This is a genomic window from Aurantimonas litoralis (assembly GCF_026153195.1).
Lineage (GTDB): Bacteria > Pseudomonadota > Alphaproteobacteria > Rhizobiales > Rhizobiaceae > Aurantimonas > Aurantimonas coralicida.
The window spans coordinates 78,127-98,140 of record NZ_JAPFBM010000007.1; the positions used below are offsets into that span (position 1 = coordinate 78,127).

The following is a 20,014-nucleotide window of genomic DNA, read 5'->3' on the forward strand; positions in this document are numbered from 1 at the left end:
ATGGCTCATTTCCAGACCACCCGGCGCGTGCACCACTCCGCCGACGAGATGTTCGCGCTCGTCGCCGACGTGGAGAAATATCCGGAATTCCTGCCGCTCTGCCAGCAACTGAACGTGCGCTCACGCCGCGAGCGCGACGGCAAGACGCTGCTCGTGGCCGACATGACGGTCGCCTACAAGATGGTCCGCGAGACCTTCTCGACGCAGGTGCTGCTGAAGCCGGACGAGCGCCGCATCGACGTGAAATATGTCGAGGGCCCGTTCCGCTATCTCGACAATCGCTGGGATTTCGTGCCGGTCGGCGAGGATGCCTGCGACGTCAAGTTCGACATCGAGTACGAGTTCAAGAGCCGTACGCTGGGGCTCTTGATGGGCTCGATGTTCGACTACGCCTTCCGGCGCTTCGCCGAAGCCTTCGAGGCGCGCGCGGATGTCATCTATGGCGACGGTGCCCGGAGCGCTCAGAGCGCCGGTTGATCCGCGAGCGCATCGAGCAGCATATCCAGCGCGATGCCGACGCTGGCGCTTCTGATGTCCGCCCGATCGAGCGGGCCGAAGCGGCATTCCCGATGGCGAGTGGTCACCGGCCCGGCGCAGGCGAAGTGGACGAGGCCCACCGGCTTCTCGGCCGAGCCGCCGCCCGGGCCCGCAATCCCCGTGACGGAGACGGCGACGCTTGCGCCGGACGCACGGCGGGCGCCCTCGGCCATCTCGCGGGCCACCGGTTCGGACACCGCACCATGTTCCGCCAGGGTCGCGGCATCGACGCCGATCATCTCGACCTTTGCGGCGTTGGAATAGGTTACATAGCCCCGGTCGAGCACGGCGGACGAGCCGGCAATGTCGGTGAGGGCGGCCGCGATCAGTCCGCCGGTGCAGGACTCTGCCGTCGCAATGGTCAGCCCAGCCTTCGCGTAGGCCTCGATGACGCCGCGTGCCTGAGCTGCGATCACCCTCGCATCGGCGCTCACAGGGTCTCTCCGTAGGAGACGCTGGCCGTCGCGATCGCGGCGATGCCCTCGCGGCGGCCGACGAAGCCGATGGTCTCGTTGGTCGTGGCCTTCACCGAGACCCGCTCCGCGTCGAGCCCGGTCATCGCGGCGATCGCCGCACACATGGCGGCGCGATGCGGGGCGATCTTCGGCGCCTCGCAGATCAGCGAGATATCCGCATTCATGATCCGTCCGCCTTTGGCCCGGACGATCTCGACGGCCTTCTCGACGAAGATGCGCGACGGCGCCCCGCGCCATTGCGGATCGCTTGGCGGGAAATGGTCGCCGATATCGCCGGCGCCGCAAGTCGCCAGCAACGCGTCTGTCAGGGCATGCAGGCCCACATCGGCGTCGGAATGGCCGTCCAGTGCCTGGTCGTGCGGAATGGCAATCCCGCAGAGGGTGACGTGGTCACCCGGCACGAGCCGGTGCACGTCGTAGCCATTGCCTGTCCTGACATCGATCATCGGCCGTATTCCCCGCATCCGTTCGTCGGCCAGCGCGATATCACGGGCCGTCGTCAGTTTCACGTTCTCGGCCAGCCCTTCGACGAGACGAACGGGAAGGCCGGCCCATTCGGCAATGGACGCGTCGTCGGTGAAATCGTCGCGCCCGGATGCGGCGGCAGCCTCGTGGGCCGCGCAGATGGCAGCAAAGGGAAAGCCCTGCGGCGTCTGCGCCGCGTACAGGTCGCGCCGGTCGACCGTGGCGGCGATCTGCCCATTGGGGTCCGCCTTTTTCAGCGTGTCGGGGACGGCAATGGCCGGGATGGCTCCTTCGGTGTCGCCAATGGCGGCAAGCGTGCGGTCGATCAGACCGGCGTCGACGAAGGGCCGGACGGCGTCGTGAATCAGCACCACATCGGGGGCAGGGTCCGCCAGCGCCGTCAGGCCCCGGCGCACCGATTCCTGGCGAGTCGCGCCACCGAGGGTGACTTGGACGCGGTTGAGGGTGGTTTCGAGGGCTGCGGCGAGCAGCGCGCGATCATCCCTGTGGATGACGATCACGATGCGGTCGATGCCGGGATGGTCGAGAAAGACGCGGACGGTATGCGCGATCACCGCCCGGGAGGCCAGCGAACGGTACTGCTTGGGGCCTTCCACCGACTGGCCCGCGCGTTCGCCGCGTCCGGCCGCTACGATGACCGCAGCCACGCTCCGCTTCATCGTTCGATCCCCGTCACATTTGCCTCGCCCGCGTGAACCATAGAGGGAAGCAGCTATGCAAGGCACGTGCTTGTCTTTTGTGCATGCCCGGATAAGTTACAGCCAAATGGCGAAAGAAACGACACATTCAGTAGACGCCCAAACATTGGGCGATTCCGGCCCGGCCCAGTCCTACGTCCGGATGCCGATGCATGTCGGTGGCCACAGGCTGGCGAACCGCGTGTTCCTCGCGCCGCTGTCGGGAATCTCCGACGTGCCGTTCCGGCGGCTGGCGCGGCGCTTCGGCGCCGGCATGGTGGTGTCGGAGATGGTCGCCAGCGGCGAGTTCGTCAAAGGCTGCGACGAGAGCGCGCTGCGGGCCATGCGCGACGGGCCGGGACTGCACGTCGTGCAGCTCGCCGGGCGCGATCCCGCCTGGATGCAGCGCGCCGCGGCGCAACTGGCCGCCAACGGCACGGATATCATCGATATCAACATGGGGTGCCCCGCCAAGAAGGTCGTGGGCGGGCTGTCGGGTTCGGCGCTGATGCGCGAGCCGGACCTCGCCCTGCGGATCGTCGAGGCGACCGTGGCCGGGGCCGGCAGCGTGCCGGTGACTCTCAAGATGCGGCTCGGTTGGGACCGTGAGTCGATCAATGCGCCGGAACTGGCGGCCGCGGCCGAGGCCGCCGGTGTCGGCATGATCACGGTTCACGGGCGCACCCGCAGCGACTTCTACGAAGGCCAGGCGGACTGGCCCGCGATTGCCGCCGTACGGGCCGCCGTGTCAGTGCCGCTGGTCGCCAATGGCGATCTCGTTTCGCCTGAACAGATCGCGGCGATGCTCGCCCAAAGCGGGGCCGATGCGGTGATGGTCGGCCGCGGGTCGCAGGGGCGTCCGTGGCTGCCGGGCCTGATGGCCGGTGCGATCGGCGCGGACGAGCTGGCCCGCTTGTCGCTCGGCGACCTCGTGGCCGAGCACTATGCGGCGATGCTCGATCATTACGGCGCCCGGGTCGGCGTGCGCCATGCCCGCAAGCATCTGGGCTGGTATCTCGACCGCTTCATCGCCGCTGCCGGCCCCGTGCCGGAAGCCGACCGGATGGCGGTCATGGCCGGCCAGGACCCGCAGGCCGTGCTGAGCGTTCTGCGCCGCCTTTTCGCCGAGACCCGCCTTCTGGACGTCGAGCCGAGCCTCGCGCCCTCCGCCATGCAGGAAGCAGCCTGAACCATGAACGATGAAGCGGCCCCCATGGATCTGGCGGCGACACAGACACGCATTCTCAACGCCCTGCCGCACCCGGTGGTGGTTATCGACAAAAGCGGCCGGTTCCGCTTCGCCAATTCCGATGCCGAGCAGTTCTTCTCTGCCGGCATGTCCTATCTCGCCAAGCGGCGCCTGCAGGATTTCGTGCCGGCCGACAGCCCGCTCTTTGCGCTGATCGACCAGGTCCGCGAGCAGCAGGGGCGGATCAGCGAGTACCGGGTGGACGTGTCGTCGCCGCGACTGGGCGGCGAGCGGCTGGTCGATCTCTATGTCTCGAACCTGCCGGACGATCCCGAGCTCGTTGTGGTGATGATCCAGCTGCGATCCATCGCCGAGAAGATGGACCGCCAGCTCACCCACCGGTCGGCGGCGCGCTCGGTCACGGGGCTTGCCGCGATGCTTGCCCATGAGATTCGCAACCCTCTGTCGGGGATCAAGGGCGCGGCGCAATTGCTGGCGACCTCGGCCAGCGACGAGGATCGCAGCCTGACGCGGCTGATCCAGGAAGAGAGCGACCGGATCGTCAAGCTCGTCGACCGGATGGAGGTATTCTCCGACCAGCGGCCGATCGAGCGCTCGGCCGTGAACATCCATTCGGTCCTCGAACATGTGAAGACGCTGGCGCGTTCGGGCGTTGCCCGGAAGATCAAGATCATCGAGCTCTACGATCCATCGCTGCCGCCGGTCTTCGCCAATCGCGACCAGCTGGTGCAGATCTTCCTGAACCTCGTGAAGAACGCCGCCGAAGCGGTCGGCGACCGCGAGGGCGGCGAAATCCGGCTGATCACCGCCTTCAAGCCGGGCGTGCGCCTGTCGGTTCCGGGCACCCGCGATCGCGTGACGCTGCCGCTGGAATTCACCGTCGAGGACAATGGCGCGGGCATCCCCGACGACATCCGCGAGCACATCTTCGACCCCTTCGTGACCACCAAGCCGAGCGGCTCGGGACTGGGCCTCGCCCTCGTCGCGAAGATCGTCGGCGACCATGGCGGCGTCATCGAGTGCGAGTCCCACGAAGGGCATACGAGCTTCCGCATTCTCATGCCGGCCTGGCGCGAGATCGCGGAAACGCCAGCGGACGCGCCCCATCCGGCATCGGAAGTCTGAGGAATTGGAATGAGCATGCAGATTCTCGTTGCCGACGATGACTCCGCCATCCGCACGGTCGTCTCACAGGCCCTGATGCGGGCGGGCTTCGAAGTGCGGGTCACTTCGAACATCGCGACGCTATGGCGCTGGATCGCGGCGGGCGAGGGCGATCTCGTCATCACCGACGTGCTGATGCCCGACGGCAATGCCTTCGACACGCTGCCGAAGATCAAGAACTCGCGGCCCGATCTGCCGGTCATCGTGATGAGCGCGCAGAACACCTTCATGACCGCCATCAAGGCGTCGGAGAAGGGCGCCTACGACTACATTCCCAAGCCCTTCGACCTGACCGAGCTCGTCGCCATCGTCCGCCGGGCGCTGTCGGAGCCGAAAGAGAGCCGGCGCCCGGACGCGCCGGACGAACTGCATGATTCCATGCCGCTGGTCGGTCGCTCGCCGGCCATGCAGGATATCTACCGGGCGCTCGCCCGGATGATGCAGACCGACCTGACGGTGACCATCACCGGCGAATCCGGCACCGGCAAGGAGCTGGTGGCCCGGGCGCTGCACGATTACGGCCGCCGGCGAAAAGGCCCGTTCGTGGCCATCAACATGGCGGCAATCCCGCGCGAGCTGATCGAGTCCGAGCTCTTCGGCCACGAAAAGGGCGCCTTCACCGGCGCGCAGGCCCGCACCAGCGGCCGCTTCGAGCAGGCCGAAGGCGGTACGCTGTTCCTGGACGAGATCGGCGACATGCCGATGGAGGCCCAGACCCGGCTACTGCGGGTGCTGCAGCAGGGCGAATACACCGTCGTCGGCGGGCGCACGCCCATCGCCACCGACGTGCGCATCGTCGCGGCGACCAACAAGGACCTGCGCCAGCTCATCGCCCGCGGCCTGTTCCGCGAGGATCTGTTCTACCGCCTGAACGTGGTGCCGCTCCGCCTGCCGCCGCTGCGCGAACGCATCGAGGATCTGGCCGATCTCGCGCGCCACTTCTTCACCGAGGCCGAGAAGCAGGGGCTGCCGCGCAAAGTGTTGAGCCAGGGCGCACTGGACGTGATGCGGCGCTATCCGTGGCCCGGCAATGTCCGCGAATTGGAAAACCTCATCCGGCGTCTGTCGGCGCTCTATCCGCAGGACGAGATTTCCGCCGAGCTGGTCGAGCACGAGCTGTCGAACGACGTGGCCAAGACACCGGGTCTCGACGGCGACGGCGGCAAGCCCATCGACCTGAGTGCCGCGGTCGAGCGCTATCTGTCCGACTATTTCGCCTCCTTCGGCGACGATCTTCCGCCGCCCGGGCTGCACGGGCGGATTCTGCGCGAGGTCGAGTATCCGCTGATCGCTGCGGCGCTGGCGGCCACGCGCGGCAATCAGGTGAAGGCGGCCGATCTCCTGGGGGTCAACCGCAACACCTTGCGCAAGAAGATCCGCGATCTCGACATCTCGGTGATTCGCGCGATCCGCTGAGCGGCATTTTCCAGCCTCGTTGCACTTTGGCCACATTCCGTTGCATTGTAGCAACGTGATGACCGGTTGCAGTGATTCATGAGCTCGACACCCCAACAGAGCGCGCCCGAGGTTCCGTTCCTCATGGAGCGCCGTCGCTTCATGCTGGTTCCGGGGCTGATCGCCGTGGTCGGCGCGCTGATCACCGGCGCGATCTCCTTCGTCGTCCTGATGGGACTGACGCCGATCGCGCCGACCGATACGATCGTCACCATCGCCACCATCGTCAACGGCGCCTTTGTCGTGCTGCTCTGCGTTCTGATCGGGCGCGAGGTGCTGCGCATGGTCCGGGCGCGTCGCCAGGGCAGGGCGGCCTCCCGCCTGCATGTGCGCATCGTCGCCCTGTTCTCGATCGTCGCGGCGCTGCCGGCGTTGCTGGTGGCCATCGTCGCCGGCGTGACGCTCGATCTCGGGCTGGATCGCTGGTTCGAGATCCGCACGCGCACCATTGTGGAATCGTCGATCAGCGTCGCCCGGGCCTATGTGAACGAGAACGCCCGCAATCTGCAGGGCTCGACCCTGTCGATGGCCTACGATCTCGACCAGCAGCGGCGACTGTTCGATCTCGATCAGAACGGCTTCGAGAACCTGATGACCGATCAGGCCAAGGGGCGCTCGCTGCTTGGCGCGCAGATCCTGCGGGCCGACGGCACGCCCTTCCTGCGCGCCGATGTGGCGGTCGAGCGGCCGCTGCCGGTCCCACCGGAGGACGCGCTGCAGCGCGCGGCGGATGGCAATCTGGTGTTCATCCCGCCCGGCGTGACCAATCTCGTCGGTGCGATCATCAAGCTGCGGCAATTGCCCAACAGCTATCTCTACACGGTGCGGGCGGTCGATCCGGAAGTGCTCGACGCGTTGCGGCTGATGGAGGAGCGTTCGGCCGAATATTCCAGCCTCCAGGCCAATAGACTGGGCCTGCAGGTGGCCTTCGCGCTGCTCTATCTCGGCATCATGCTGATCGTGCTCCTGTCGGCGATCTGGACCGGCATCGGCGTCGCCGACCGGCTGGTGCGACCGATCCGGCTGCTGATGGGCGCCGCGGACGAGGTGTCGAGCGGCAACCTCGCCGTCTCGGTCCCGGTGCGGACCTCGGACGGTGATGTCGGCTCCCTGTCCAACACCTTCAACAACATGATCCTGCAGCTGCGCAGCCAGCGCTCCGAGCTGGTCCATGCCAAGGACGTCATCGACGAACGCCGTCGTTTCACCGAGGCGGTGCTGTCCGGCGTGACGGTGGGGGTGATCGGTGTCGAACGCGACGGCTCGGTGTCGATGCTGAACCCGTCCGCCGAGCGGATCCTGCATGTCGACGCCAAGGCCGTCGTCGGCCGGTCACTCACCGAGACGTTCCCGACGATCGGCCAGGTCTTCGAGGCCGCAACGGCTTCGTCGCGCCCCGAATTCCAGGAGCAGGTGAAGCTGCGCATCCGCGATCGCGAGCGCGTCCTGGCCATCCGCATCACCTCGTCGGAAGAGAGCGAGGGCGCGCGTTCCAGCGTCGTGACGATCGACGACATCACCGATCTCGTCGACGCGCAGCGATCCTCCGCCTGGGCCGATGTCGCACGGCGCATCGCGCATGAGATCAAGAACCCGCTGACCCCGATCCAGCTTTCGGCCGAGCGCATCCGGCGGCGCTACGGCAAGCGCATCGAGGACGACCGCGAGGTTTTCGACCGGTGCATCGAGACGATCATCCGGCAGGTCTCCGACATCGGCCGGATGGTCGACGAATTCTCCACCTTCGCCCGGATGCCGAAGCCGCGCATGGAACCAAAGGACCTGCGCGAAGCGTTGCGGGAAGCGGTGTTCATGCGGGAAATGGGGGATCACGGTATTTCGTTTGTTGCCGATATTCCCGACGAGCCGCTGCTGGGCTCCTTCGACATTCGCCTGCTCTCCCAGGCCTTCGGAAATCTCGTCAAGAATGCGGTGGAATCGCTCGAGACCGCCGAGGTCGCCGACGGCCGGATCCGCATCCGCGCCGTGCCGGGCCCGGAGCGGCATCTGGTCGAGATCAGCGACAATGGCCGGGGATTTCCCCGGGAGGATCGAGATCGGCTTCTGGAGCCCTACATGACCACGCGCGAGAAGGGGACCGGGCTGGGCCTCGCCATCGTGCGGAAGATCATCGAGGAACACGGCGGGACGATCGAACTCGACGACGCGCCCGATCAGCCGCAGGGGGCGATGGTCCGCATCACCCTGCCGGCGGATGGCTTTGCAGACGCGGACATCCGGGAGAATGCCGGGAAATGAGAAAGGATTGGTGAGATCGATGGCATCGGACATCCTGATCGTCGACGACGAAGCCGACATCCGCGAACTGGTGGCGGGAATCCTCGAGGACGAGGGGCACGAGACCCGGACCGCGGGGGGATCGGACGCCGCATTGCAGTCGATCGCCGAGCGCGTTCCGCGCCTGGTCTTCCTCGACATCTGGCTGCAGGGCAGCCGCCTCGACGGCCTCGACCTGCTCGACGCCATCAAGGCGCAGCATCCCGAAGTGCCGGTGGTGATGATTTCCGGTCACGGCAATATCGAGACCGCCGTGTCGGCGATCCGGCGCGGTGCCTATGATTACATCGAGAAGCCGTTCAAGGCCGATCGCCTGATCCTGGTGGCCGAGCGGGCGCTGGAGAATTCCAAGCTCAAGCGTGAGGTTTCCGAGCTGCGCCGGCGCTCGTCCGACTTCGCCGAACTGATCGGCAAGTCGCATCCGATGAACCAGCTGCGCACGCTGATCGAGCGCGTCGCTCCGACCAACAGCCGCGTGATGATCCTCGGCGCGTCGGGGTCCGGCAAGGAAATGGTCGCGCGGGCGATCCATGCCGGGTCGGCCCGGGCGGATGCGCCCTTCGTGGCACTGAACGCCGCGGCGATCACGCCCGACCGCATGGAGGTCGAACTCTTCGGCACCGAGGCGCCTCCCGGCGTCGAGCGCAAGGTCGGCGCGCTGGAGGAGGCCCATGGCGGCGTCCTGTTCCTCGACGAGGTCGGGGACATGCCGCGCGAAACCCAGAACAAGATCCTGCGCGTGCTGACCGAACAGACCTTCGAGCGGGTCGGCGGATCGAAGCGCGTGAAGGTCGATGTCCGCATCGTCTCGTCGACGGCTCAGAACCTGGAATCGATGATCGCCGAGGGCGCATTCCGCGAGGATCTGTACCATCGCCTCGCCGTGGTCCCGGTGCAGGTTCCGCCGCTTGCCGAACGGCGCCAGGACATCCCGCTGCTGATCGAAGCCTTCATGACGCAGATCAGCGAGCAGACCGGCATCAAGCCGCGGGCGATCAGCCCGGAGGCGATGGCGGTGCTGCAATCCAGCGAATGGCCCGGCAACGTCCGCCAGCTCCGCAACAATGTCGAGCGGCTGATGATCCTGTCGCGCGAAGGCGACGCCGAGACGACGATCTCGGCCGACATGCTGCCGCGCGAGGTCGGCGAGATGCTGCCGCAGACGCCGAGCCAGTCGGACGGGCAGATCCTGGCCCTGCCGCTGCGCGACGCGCGCGAAGTGTTCGAGAAGGAATATCTGGTGGCGCAGATCAATCGCTTCGGCGGCAATATCTCGCGCACCGCGGAATTCGTCGGCATGGAGCGCTCGGCACTGCATCGCAAGCTGAAGTCGCTCGGCATCTAGGTTCTCCGCTGAACCGACCGGCCCCACCAGGCCCGTCAATGAGGGACGCGCGGGCAGGGGCCGCGAGCGGCCTTTGCGCTCGTCCTCGCGAAGCATTAGGAACGCGGCTCTGAAGAGTTCGGCGTTTGAAGGGCGGAACGGATGAGAGTCGTGATCTGTGGTGCAGGCCAGGTCGGGTACGGCATTGCCGAACGGCTGGCGTCCGAGCGCAACGACGTCTCGGTGATCGACACCTCCCGTTCGCTTGTCCAGAACATCCGCGACAATCTCGACGCAAGGGGCTTCGTCGGCCACGGCGCCCATCCGGACGTGCTGGCCGAAGCGGGCGCCGAGCAGGCGGACATGATCATCGCCGTGACGCTGCACGACGAGGTCAACATGGTCGCCTGCCAGGTGGCCCACTCGCTGTTCAACGTGCCCACCAAGATCGCCCGCATCCGCTCGCAGAGCTATCTGCGCTCGCACTGGCAGGATCTGTTCTCGACCGACAACATGCCGATCGACGTGATCATTTCGCCGGAAGTCGAGGTCGGCGAGATGGCACTGCGCCGGATCGCGCTGCCGGGCGCCATGGATGTCGTGCGGTTCGCAGACGACAGCATCGCCATGGTCGCCATCGAGTGCCGGGACGACTGCCCGGTGGTCGACACGCCGCTTGCCCAGCTCACCGATCTGTTTCCCGACCTGAAGGCGACCGTCGTCGGCATCCTGCGCGGCGACAAGCTGTTCGTGCCGGCCTCGTCGGACCAGATGGTGGCCGGCGACATCGCCTATGTCGTCGCGGAACGCAGCCACGTGAAGCGGACGCTGGGCCTGTTCGGCCACGAGGAGCCGGAAGCCGGACGGATCGTCATCGTCGGCGGCGGCAATATCGGCTTCTACGTCGCCCAGCAGATGGAAAAGCGCAGCCTCGGCGCGAAGATCCGCGTGCTCGAGACCCAGCACGAGCGGGCGGTGACCATCGCCGACAGTCTGAAGCGCACCATCGTCCTGCACGGCAGCGGCCTCGACCAGACGATCCTCAACGAGGCCGACATCGCCGAGGCCGATCTCCTCGTCGCGCTGACCAATGACGACAAGGTGAACATCCTCTCCAGCGTCATGGCCAAGCGGCTGGGCTGCAAGGGCAATCTCGCCCTGCTGAACGATCCCGACTACCAGACCTTCACTCGCACGCTGGGCATCGACGCCTTCATCAATCCGCGCTCGGTGACGATCTCGCGGGTGCTGCAGCATGTGCGCCGCGGACGCATCCGCGCCGTGCATTCGATCCAGAACGGGCTCGCCGAGGCGATCGAGGCCGAAGCGCTGGAAACCTCGCCCCTGGTCGGCACGCCGCTGCGCGATCTGAACCTTCCGCACAATCTGCGGGTCGGTGCGATCTATCGCAACGGCCAGTTCGTGCGCCCGGATGGCCAGACCAAGATCAAGGCGAAGGATCGGGTGGTGATCTTCGCAGCGGCCGGTGCCGTGCGCCATGTCGAACAGCTCTTCCGGGTCAGCCTCGAATTCTTCTGATCGGCGCGGGACGCCCCCTGTTGCGCGCAGCCGCGCCGACATAAATGTCGGCGTGAGAGCCTGACTGCGCTTGATGTCCGGCCTGCGCCGGTGTCATGTCCGAAGGGAGTTCTCCTTGCGGCAGAGCCGGCCATTGCCGGCTTGTCAGATTCTGCGCGCAGGAGAGGTGAGCATCCGCAGGTCCGGCGGCGAGACCTGCGGGAGACGACGAAGCCGTATTGCCCGGGTCGACGGGTGCAGGACAATGCGCGGAACGACCGGCAAAGACCGGTTCAGCCGACGCCAATAAGAACAGGACAAGGACCACATGGCCGAACGCACGCAGAACCTTCAGGATCTCTTTCTCAACACCGTCCGCAAGCAGAAGATTTCGCTGACGATCTTCCTGGTCAACGGCGTCAAGCTGACCGGCGTCGTCACCTCCTTCGACAATTTCTGCGTGCTGCTGCGCCGCGACGGGCATTCCCAGCTGGTCTACAAGCACGCCATCTCCACCATCATGCCGTCCCAGCCCGTGCACATGTACGATGGCAGCGACGAAGACAGGAAAGACTGATTGGCCGAACATAGAGAAGTGGGGCCGCGAGGCCCGATCGAACACAAGACCGTCCCGACGCGGGCGGCGGTCTATGTCCCCGTGTTCAAGCAATACCCCGTGCAGGACGATGTGGCGGGCGCAGCCGAGGCGCCGCGCCGGAGCCACGATGCGCGCCTGGCCGAGGCCATGGGCCTTGCCGCGGCCATCGGGCTCGACATCGTCGCCAGCGGTATCGTCAGCGGCCAGCGGCCGCGTCCGGCGACGCTGATTGGTACCGGCAAGGTCGAGGAGATGAAGGGCGTGATCGCCGGCGAGGAGATCGGGCTGGTCGTCTTCGACCATCCGCTCACCCCGGTGCAGCAGCGCAACCTGGAACGGGAGCTGAACGTCAAGGTTCTCGACCGGACCGGTCTCATTCTCGAGATCTTTGGCGAGCGGGCGCGCACCAAGGAAGGCCGTCTGCAGGTCGAGCTCGCGCATCTGAACTATCAGCGCGGCCGGCTCGTGCGCAGCTGGACCCATCTGGAGCGTCAGCGCGGTGGCGCCGGCTTCCTCGGCGGTCCGGGCGAGACCCAGATCGAATCCGACCGGCGCCAGCTTCAGGAGAAGATCAAGCGGCTGGAAAAGGACCTGGAACAGGTCCGGCGGACCCGGCAGTTGCACCGCGCCCAGCGCAAGAAGGCGCCGCATCCGGTCGTCGCTCTCGTCGGCTATACCAATGCCGGCAAGTCGACGCTGTTCAACCGCCTGACCGGCGCCGACGTGATGGCGAAGGATCTGCTCTTCGCCACGCTCGATCCGACCCTGCGTCGCACGACGCTGCCGCACGGCACCGAGATCCTGTTCTCGGACACGGTGGGCTTCGTCTCGGACCTGCCGACGCATCTGGTGGCGGCCTTCCGGGCGACGCTGGAAGAGGTGATCGAGGCCGACATCGTTTTACATGTGCGCGACGTGGCCGATCCCGACACGCTGGCCCAGGCCGAGGACGTGCGCAAGATCTTGCGCGACCTCGACATCGACGTGGACGACAGCGATCACGTGGTCGAGATCTGGAACAAGGTGGACCTGCTCGACGAGGCCGGCCTTCAGCATCTGGCGACGATGCGCGAGAGCCTGCCGGATACCGACGCCGTGCATGTGGTGTCGGCTGTGACCGGCTTCGGCGTGGACACGCTGCTGGTGGATATCGAGCGGCGGATCGGCGGCGGCACGGTGACGCTGACCGTGGACGTGGCGCCCGATGCCATGGGCTTCGTGCCGTGGATCTACGAGAACGCCACGGTGACGGCGCGCGACGACCGCGAGGACGGCGCCGTGTCGCTGACGATGGACATCACCAAGCAGGCCCGGACAGAATTACGCCGGATGAGCGAGCACGCATCCGGCGTTTCGTTTCAGCGCTGAGAGCGGGTCAGGCCGGCACCGTCAGGTGCCGGTCCCGATCAGCATGAAGGCGGGAATATCGTCGCCGAAACCGACCGGCGACTTGCCGTTGTCGTCGTTGCGGCCGCCACGCGGCGCGGCGGGCTTGGCCCCACGGGTCCGCGACGACGATGCGGCGGGACGCGCCCGATCGCTGGAGGCTGCACGGCTGCGGCTCGGCTTCTGCACCGGTGCCACATCCTCTTCGACGGTTTCGACCGGTGCGTCGCGTGCGATTGCCTCGACGGGCACATCCAGCTCGCCGGCTTCGGCGCGAACCACTGCCGGTTCTGCTTCGACCGCCTGTTCCGGCGCCGTCTCGCTTGCCGGCTCCGCTGCAGCAGCAGCACCGCGACGACGTGTCGAGGACCCCGAGCGACGGCCACTGCCGCTGCGACGGGCCGGCTTCTCGCTGGTCTCGTCGTCGGAAACGGCGCTCACCGGCTCGCCGAGCCACTCGATCTCGTTGCCGATCAGCTTCTCGATGGCGTCGAGATGCTTCTTGTCGGCCTTGGTCGCCAGGGTGAAGGCTGCGCCCGAACGTCCGGCCCGGCCGGTGCGGCCGATGCGATGGACATAGTCCTCGGCATGGATCGGCACGTCGAAATTGAAGACGTGGCTGACGGCCGGGATGTCGAGGCCGCGCGCGGCAACGTCGGAGGCGACCAGCAACTGGATCTTGTTGTCGCGGAAGCCCTGGAGCATCGCGGTGCGCGAACGCTGGTCCATGTCGCCATGCAGCGCGCCGGCGGAGAAGCCGTGGCGCTCCAGCGAACGGAACAATGTCGCCACGTCCCGCTTGCGGTTGCAGAAGATGATGGCGTTGGTCAGTTCGGTCTGGTCGCGGATGACCCGGCGCAACGTATCGCGCTTCTCGAAGTCGTCCTTCTTGGTGGCGACCAGGCGCTGCGTCACGGTGAGCGCGGCCGAGGCCGGCTTGGCGACCTCGACGCGAACCGGGTTCTGCAGGAACTGTTCGGTCAGGCGGGTGATCTCCGGCGGCATGGTGGCCGAGAAGAACAGGGTCTGACGCGAGACCGGCAGGAGCTTGCAGATGCGCTCGATATCCGGGATGAAGCCCATGTCCAGCATGCGGTCGGCTTCGTCGATGACGAGCACTTCCACCGCGGTCATCAGCAGCTTGCCGCGCTCGAAATGGTCGAGCAGGCGGCCCGGCGTGGCGATCAGGACGTCGGCGCCGCGGTCGATCTTGCGATCCTGATCCGCGAAGGAGACGCCACCGATCAGCAGCGCGACATTAAGCTTCTGGTCGAGACCGTAGCGGGTAAAGGATTCGGCGACCTGTGCGGCGAGTTCGCGCGTCGGCTCGATGATCAGGGTGCGGGGCATGCGGGCCCGCGCGCGACCCTTCTCGAGCATGGTCAACATCGGCAGGACGAAGGACGCGGTCTTGCCGGTTCCCGTCTGCGCAATTCCCAGGACATCGCGGCGCTCAAGCGCATGCGGAATGGCCTGTTCCTGAATCGGCGTCGGTTCATTGTATCCGGCTGCATGTACGGCAGCCAGAACCTTGGCGCTCAGGCCGAGTTCGGAAAAGAGTTTCAAGCTAGCTGTTCTCTTGGGTAAATGGGAGGTTGCGTTCGGTAGCGTTTGAAAGCCCATCTCATGGGGCGATAGGGCGAGCACGAGCGCGAGTCAACCGATACGCCCCAAATGGGGCTTTTCACCGGGATTTACAGGGCAGAAATCATGAATTTCGTATCAATTGTCATGATTCCGGGCCTGTTGTGCACCGACGACCTGTATCGCGATCAGATCGCGGCGCTGGCCGGACATCCGATCCGGATTGCCGATACTACCAGCGACGCGTCGGTCACCGCCATGGCGGAGCGGCTCCTGGCCGATGCACCCGACAAGTTCGCGCTCTGCGGTCTCTCCATGGGCGGCTACGTCGCGCTGGAGGTGCTGCGACTGGCGCCGGAGCGCGTGCTGGCCGCGGCGCTGATGGCGACGAGCCACCGCGCCGACACGCCCGAGCAGACTGCCATGCGCCACCAGCTCATCGCGACGGCACGGGAAGAGGGGATCGAGCCGGTCGCGCGTCTGCTCTGTGAGCGCCTCGTCGCGCCGGAGACGGCGAGTGCGACGCTCAGGGAGCGCATCGTTCAAATGGCCACGGCGATCGGTGTCGAGGGTTTCGTTCGCCAGCAGCAGGCGATCATCGACCGGCCGGACCAGAGCGACCGGCTTCCGACGATCCATGTTCCGGTGACGATCGTCGCCGGGGAGGCGGATGCGATCATCCCGCCGGAGCGTGCGCTCGAAATGGCCGCGGCGATCCCGGGCGCGCGGCTGGAGATGCTGCCGGCGACCGGGCACATGGTGACGATGGAGCGGCCGGGCCGCACCAGCGAAATCCTGCGGCGCAGCCTCGCCGAGGCCGCCGCAGGCTGAGCAGTCGGCTCAGTTGGTCGCCGGGCCGAACATGTAGGGCTGGTCCGGGAAGAAGTGCAGCTCGTAGGTCTCGGCGATCTCGCCGTCCGAGGGCAGGAGATCGAAGAACAGCGACAGGCTGTTGGGCTCGGTCTCGCTGGGCTCGTCGGCGCGGTAGCCGACGACGGCGCCCTCGATCTGGTTGAGTTCCCGGATCTCGGTGCTGGAGCGCAGCGTCAGGTTGGTGCCGCTTCCTTCGAGCTGCTGGACGAAGAAATGATAGTCCGTCTCGTCGGCCGGGGACTGGACCATGATCGTGCGCCAGACGCCCTGAACGTCGCCGTCCGACCACGGGCCGACGATCTGCACGTCCTCGATGAGCGGCGAGAGCGCTTCGGCAGCTGCCGCCGGATCGCCCGCGCCGCCGGCCGCCGGTGCAGCGGTCGCGGGTGCTGAGGGGGCGGCTTCATTCGTGGCAGCCGGGGAGGCGGGGGCCGCCTGTTCGGCAACCGGGGCCGCGGCAGGCGCAGCGTCGGTCGCCTGCGCCAGAGCCGCGTTCTGGACCATCATGAGGGCCGCCAGGCTGACGCCGGCGAAGGTGCTTGCGGAACGAATGACCATCTTCGGACTCCCTGTGCCGGATCTGGTCGCTCTCTTACGGGGCGTGCCCGTCAGATGTCCAGATCCTCGACGAAGGCGGCGCGGTCCTGCAGGAAGCGGAAGCGCGCCTCTGGCTTGTTGCCCATCAGCGCGTTGACCGCACCGGAGGTGCCGGCCTCAGGCGTTTCGTCCATGTGGACGCGCAGCAGCGTGCGCTTGCGCGGGTCCATGGTGGTTTCCTTGAGCTGCGCGGGCAGCATCTCGCCGAGACCCTTGAAGCGCGAGATCTCGACCTTGCCGCGGCCCTTGAAGTCGCGGGCGATCAGGCGTTCGCGGTCGGCGTCGTCGCGGGCATAGGCGGTCTTGCCGCCCTGGGTCAGCTTGTAGAGCGGCGGCACCGCGAGGAAGAGGTGACCGCCCCGGATGAGTTCCGGCATCTCCTGGTAGAAGAAGGTGATCAGCAGCGAGGCGATATGCGCGCCGTCGACGTCGGCGTCGGTCATGATGATCACGCGCTCGTAGCGCAGGTCCTCTTCGCGGTATTTCGACCGCGTGCCGCAGCCCAGCGCCTGGATGAGATCGGCGAGCTGCTGGTTGGCGCCGAACTTCTCGCGTCCCGCCGAGGCGACGTTCAGGATCTTGCCGCGCAAAGGCAGGATCGCCTGCACCTTGCGGTCGCGGGCCTGCTTGGCGGAGCCGCCGGCGGAATCGCCCTCGACGATGAAGATCTCGGCATTGACCGAACCGCTCTGGGAGCAGTCGGCCAGCTTGCCGGGCAGGCGCAGCTTGCGCGTCGCGCTCTTGCGGCTGACTTCCTTTTCCTGGCGGCGACGCAGCCGTTCGTCCGCGCGCTCGACGACCCAGTCGATCAGCCGCGCGGCGTCCTGCGGCGAAGAGGCGAGCCAGATGTCGAAGGAATCGCGCATCGACTGCTCGACGATGCGCTGGGCCTCGGCCGTGGCCAGCCGGTCCTTGGTCTGGCCGACGAATTCCGGCTCGCGGATGAAGACCGAGAGCATGGCCGAGGCCGTCAGCATGATGTCGTCGCCGGTGATCACGGCGGCACGCTTGTTGCCGGACACCTCGGCGAAGGCCTTGAGGCCGCGCAGCAGTACCGAACGGAGGCCCGCTTCGTGGGTGCCGCCTTCCGGCGTCGGGATGGTGTTGCAGTAGGAGCGGACGAAGCCGTCGTCGGCGGTCCAGCTCACCGCCCATTCGACCGCGCCGTGGCCGGAGACCTTCTCGGTGCGACCGGCGAAGATCTGCGAGGTGACGCGGCCCTGCTTGTCGAGCGTGCCGTCGAGATAGTCCTTCAGGCCGCCCGGGAAATGGAACGTGTCGCGGGACGGCACGCTGCCGTCGGCGGGTAGCAGCGAGGGGTCGCAGGCCCAGCGGATCTCGACGCCGCCGAAGAGATAGGCCTTGGACCGCGCCATCGCGAGCAGCCGTTCGGGACGGAAGCGGGCACCTGCGCCGAAGATCTCCGGATCGGGCCGGAACCGGATCCGCGTGCCGCGGCGGTTCTGGACGTCGCCGATCTCTTCCAGACCGGTCTGGGCGTGGCCGCGCGAATAGGTCTGGCGGTAGAGCCTGCGGTTGCGGGCGACCTCGACCTCGAGCGTCTCGGATAGGGCGTTGACGACGGACACGCCAACGCCGTGCAGGCCGCCTGAGGTCTCGTAGACCTTGGAATCGAACTTACCGCCGGCATGCAGCGTCGTCATGATGACTTCGAGGGCCGACTTGTCGCGGTACTTGGGGTGCGGATCGATGGGGATGCCGCGCCCGTTGTCGGCGACCGACAGGGTGCCGTCGGCTTCCAGCGCCACCTCGATGAAATTGGCGTGCCCCGCGGTCGCCTCGTCCATCGAATTGTCGATGACCTCGGCGAAGAGGTGATGCAGCGCCTTTTCGTCGGTGCCGCCGATATACATGCCGGGACGCCGCCGGACCGGCTCGAGCCCTTCGAGGACCTCGATGTCCGCCGCGGTGTATTCGGCCGGTTCCTGGAGATTGGCTGCCGGGCGCGGCTTGGCGCTGGGCTTCGGCGCTCGCGGCTGGCGCGCGGCGTTGCCGGAAAACAGATCGTCGCTCATCGCGCGGCGAACTCCCTGGCGGATCGCCACATGACGCGCGTCGTTGGGGTCGAGCGCTCGTAAACCATGCCGAGATGCCTATACTTTCACGAAATGTTCTTCAAGCGCCCGGTCCTGCGGGGGGCAGGGAAAGCGCCGATTGTCGGATTTATCCACGGTTTCCGGCGCTGCGACCGGGACAGGTGAGCTGGCCGCCGCCCGAATGGTTCCGGGGCAGCATCTCCGGCGCCCCGCATGACCAGCGTCTTCACTGCAATAAAAAAGGGGGCGCCGATGGCACCCCCTCCCGTTCGGTCCGTGAAGACCCGATGGTCGCCGCCGGCAGCCGGCGACCGGTTCGGATCAGACCGAGTAGTACATGTCGAACTCGACCGGATGCGGGGTCATCTCGAAACGCAGGACCTCGGCCATCTTCAGGTCGATGAAGGCGTCGATCTGGTCGTCGTCGAAGACGCCGCCGGCCTTAAGGAAGTCGCGGTCGGTATCCAGCGCTTCCATCGCCTCGCGCAGCGAGCGGCAGACTGTCGGGATTTCCTTCAGCTCTTCCGGCGGCAGGTCGTACAGATCCTTGTCCATGGCGGAGCCCGGATGGATCTTGTTCTTGATGCCGTCGAGGCCGGCCATCAGCATCGCCGCGAAGGCGAGATACGGATTGGCGGTCGGATCGGGGAAGCGGACCTCGACGCGCTTGGCCTTCGGCGACTGGCCGAACGGGATGCGGCAGGACGCCGAGCGGTTGCGTGCCGAATAGGCCAGCAGCACCGGAGCCTCGTAGCCCGGGACCAGGCGCTTGAACGAGTTGGTCGACGGGTTGGTGAAGGCGTTCAGGGCCTTGGCGTGCTTGATGATGCCGCCGATGTAGAACAGCGCGCTCTCCGACAGACCGGCATATTCGTCGCCGGCGAAGGTCGGCTTGCCGTTCTTCCAGATCGACTGGTGCACGTGCATGCCCGAGCCGTTGTCGCCGAAGACCGGCTTCGGCATGAAGGTCGCCGTCTTGCCGTAGGCGTTCGCCACCTGGTGGATGACATATTTGTAGATCTGCATCTTGTCGGCGTTGCGGGTCAGCGTGTCGAACTTGATGCCAAGCTCGTGCTGGGCCGCGGCGACCTCGTGGTGATGCTTCTCGACCGCGACGCCCATCTCGGCCATGACGGTGAGCATTTCCGAGCGCATGTCCTGGCAGGAATCGATCGGGGGCAGCGGGAAGTAGCCGCCCTTGATGCGCGGACGGTGGCCGAGATTGCCGGTCTCGTATTCGGCGTCGTCATTCGACGGCAGCTCGGTGGAGTCGAGCTTGAAGCCGGTGTTGTACGGGTCGGCCTTGTAGCGGACGTCGTCGAAGATGAAGAACTCGGCTTCCGGGCCGAAGAACGCCGTGTCGCCGGTGCCCGACTGGGTCAGATAGGCTTCGGCCTTCTTGGCGGTCGAGCGCGGGTCGCGGTTGTAGGCCTCGCCGGAGACCGGGTCGAGAATGTCGCAGACGATCGCCATGGTCGACTGGGCGAAGAACGGGTCCATGTAGGCCGTCTCGGGATCCGGCATGAGAACCATGTCGGACTCGTTGATCGCCTTCCAGCCGGCGATCGACGAACCGTCGAACATCGTGCCCTCGGAGAACAGGTCCTCGTCGACCAGGGTGACGTCCATGGTCACGTGCTGGGACTTGCCCTTGGGGTCGGTGAAGCGCAGGTCGACGAATTTCACGTCGTTGTCCTTGACCTGCTTCAGGATGTCGTTGGCGCTCGTCATGGCGGTCCTTCCTATTATCGAACTCTGAGACTGTGTGTGGGAA

General features: G+C 66.5%; 16 protein-coding genes. 10 read left to right on the forward strand and 6 right to left on the reverse strand.

Annotated elements, in window-relative coordinates; translation table 11 throughout:
- On the forward strand, nt 1-477 hold the full coding sequence (locus tag N7I30_RS14950) for a type II toxin-antitoxin system RatA family toxin (RefSeq protein ID WP_187389727.1): 477 nt from the start codon (nt 1-3) through the stop codon (nt 475-477).
- On the opposite strand, the gene N7I30_RS14955 is transcribed toward N7I30_RS14950, so the two are convergent.
- Together N7I30_RS14955 and N7I30_RS14960 are read right to left on the reverse strand one after the other, a co-directional pair.
- Nucleotides 462-971 (reverse strand): CinA family protein, encoded by a 510-nt coding sequence (locus N7I30_RS14955; RefSeq protein WP_498639907.1) that lies wholly within the window; start codon nt 969-971, stop codon nt 462-464. The genes N7I30_RS14950 and N7I30_RS14955 overlap by 16 nt on opposite strands.
- On the reverse strand, nt 968-2,158 hold the full coding sequence (locus N7I30_RS14960) for a bifunctional 2-C-methyl-D-erythritol 4-phosphate cytidylyltransferase/2-C-methyl-D-erythritol 2,4-cyclodiphosphate synthase (protein ID WP_498639909.1): 1,191 nt from the start codon (nt 2,156-2,158) through the stop codon (nt 968-970). Before N7I30_RS14960 ends, N7I30_RS14955 begins: the two co-directional genes overlap by 4 nt.
- Before the next feature lie 181 nt (nt 2,159-2,339).
- Between N7I30_RS14960 and dusB the strand changes: the two genes are divergently transcribed.
- From dusB to hflX, 8 genes are all read left to right on the forward strand, one after another.
- Complete coding sequence (gene dusB / locus N7I30_RS14965; protein WP_498639982.1) at nt 2,340-3,365, forward strand: tRNA dihydrouridine synthase DusB; 1,026 nt, start codon at nt 2,340-2,342, stop codon at nt 3,363-3,365.
- Nucleotides 3,366-3,368: 3 nt separating this feature from the next.
- Complete coding sequence (locus N7I30_RS14970) at nt 3,369-4,511, forward strand: two-component system sensor histidine kinase NtrB (RefSeq protein WP_498639911.1); 1,143 nt, start codon at nt 3,369-3,371, stop codon at nt 4,509-4,511.
- Between the two features lie 9 nt (nt 4,512-4,520).
- A complete protein-coding gene (gene ntrC / locus N7I30_RS14975) occupies nt 4,521-5,966 on the forward strand; it encodes a nitrogen regulation protein NR(I) (protein WP_024350639.1) in 1,446 nt (481 codons plus the stop codon).
- A gap of 78 nt (nt 5,967-6,044) precedes the next feature.
- On the forward strand, nt 6,045-8,264 hold the full coding sequence (locus N7I30_RS14980) for a sensor histidine kinase NtrY-like (RefSeq protein WP_498639913.1): 2,220 nt from the start codon (nt 6,045-6,047) through the stop codon (nt 8,262-8,264).
- A 19-nt stretch (nt 8,265-8,283) separates the two neighbouring features.
- Complete coding sequence (gene ntrX, locus N7I30_RS14985) at nt 8,284-9,648, forward strand: nitrogen assimilation response regulator NtrX (protein ID WP_187389723.1); 1,365 nt, start codon at nt 8,284-8,286, stop codon at nt 9,646-9,648.
- 141 nt (nt 9,649-9,789) lie between these two features.
- Nucleotides 9,790-11,166, forward strand: coding sequence for a Trk system potassium transporter TrkA (trkA, locus tag N7I30_RS14990; protein ID WP_498639915.1), 1,377 nt, complete (start codon nt 9,790-9,792; stop codon nt 11,164-11,166).
- A 307-nt stretch (nt 11,167-11,473) separates the two neighbouring features.
- Complete coding sequence (gene hfq, locus N7I30_RS14995; protein WP_024350643.1) at nt 11,474-11,722, forward strand: RNA chaperone Hfq; 249 nt, start codon at nt 11,474-11,476, stop codon at nt 11,720-11,722.
- Nucleotides 11,723-13,111: a GTPase HflX gene (gene hflX / locus N7I30_RS15000; protein WP_188076785.1), complete on the forward strand. Its 1,389-nt coding sequence runs from the start codon at nt 11,723-11,725 to the stop codon at nt 13,109-13,111.
- A 21-nt stretch (nt 13,112-13,132) separates the two neighbouring features.
- On the opposite strand, the gene N7I30_RS15005 is transcribed toward hflX, so the two are convergent.
- Entirely contained in the window at nt 13,133-14,695 is a 1,563-nt protein-coding gene (locus tag N7I30_RS15005; protein WP_498639918.1) for a DEAD/DEAH box helicase, read from the reverse strand.
- Nucleotides 14,696-14,839: 144 nt separating this feature from the next.
- Between N7I30_RS15005 and N7I30_RS15010 the strand changes: the two genes are divergently transcribed.
- Complete coding sequence (locus tag N7I30_RS15010) at nt 14,840-15,544, forward strand: alpha/beta fold hydrolase (protein WP_498639920.1); 705 nt, start codon at nt 14,840-14,842, stop codon at nt 15,542-15,544.
- 9 nt (nt 15,545-15,553) lie between these two features.
- Here N7I30_RS15010 and N7I30_RS15015 read toward each other — a convergent pair whose 3' ends face one another.
- From N7I30_RS15015 to glnA, 3 genes are all read right to left on the reverse strand, one after another.
- A complete protein-coding gene (locus tag N7I30_RS15015) occupies nt 15,554-16,144 on the reverse strand; it encodes a hypothetical protein (protein WP_024350647.1) in 591 nt (196 codons plus the stop codon).
- 50 nt (nt 16,145-16,194) lie between these two features.
- Entirely contained in the window at nt 16,195-18,219 is a 2,025-nt protein-coding gene (gene parE / locus N7I30_RS15020) for a DNA topoisomerase IV subunit B (RefSeq protein ID WP_029703125.1), read from the reverse strand.
- Nucleotides 18,220-18,561: 342 nt separating this feature from the next.
- Nucleotides 18,562-19,971, reverse strand: a complete 1,410-nt coding sequence (gene glnA / locus N7I30_RS15025) for a type I glutamate--ammonia ligase (RefSeq protein WP_009209532.1) — start codon at nt 19,969-19,971, stop codon at nt 18,562-18,564.
- Between the last annotated feature and the right edge of the window lie 43 nt (nt 19,972-20,014).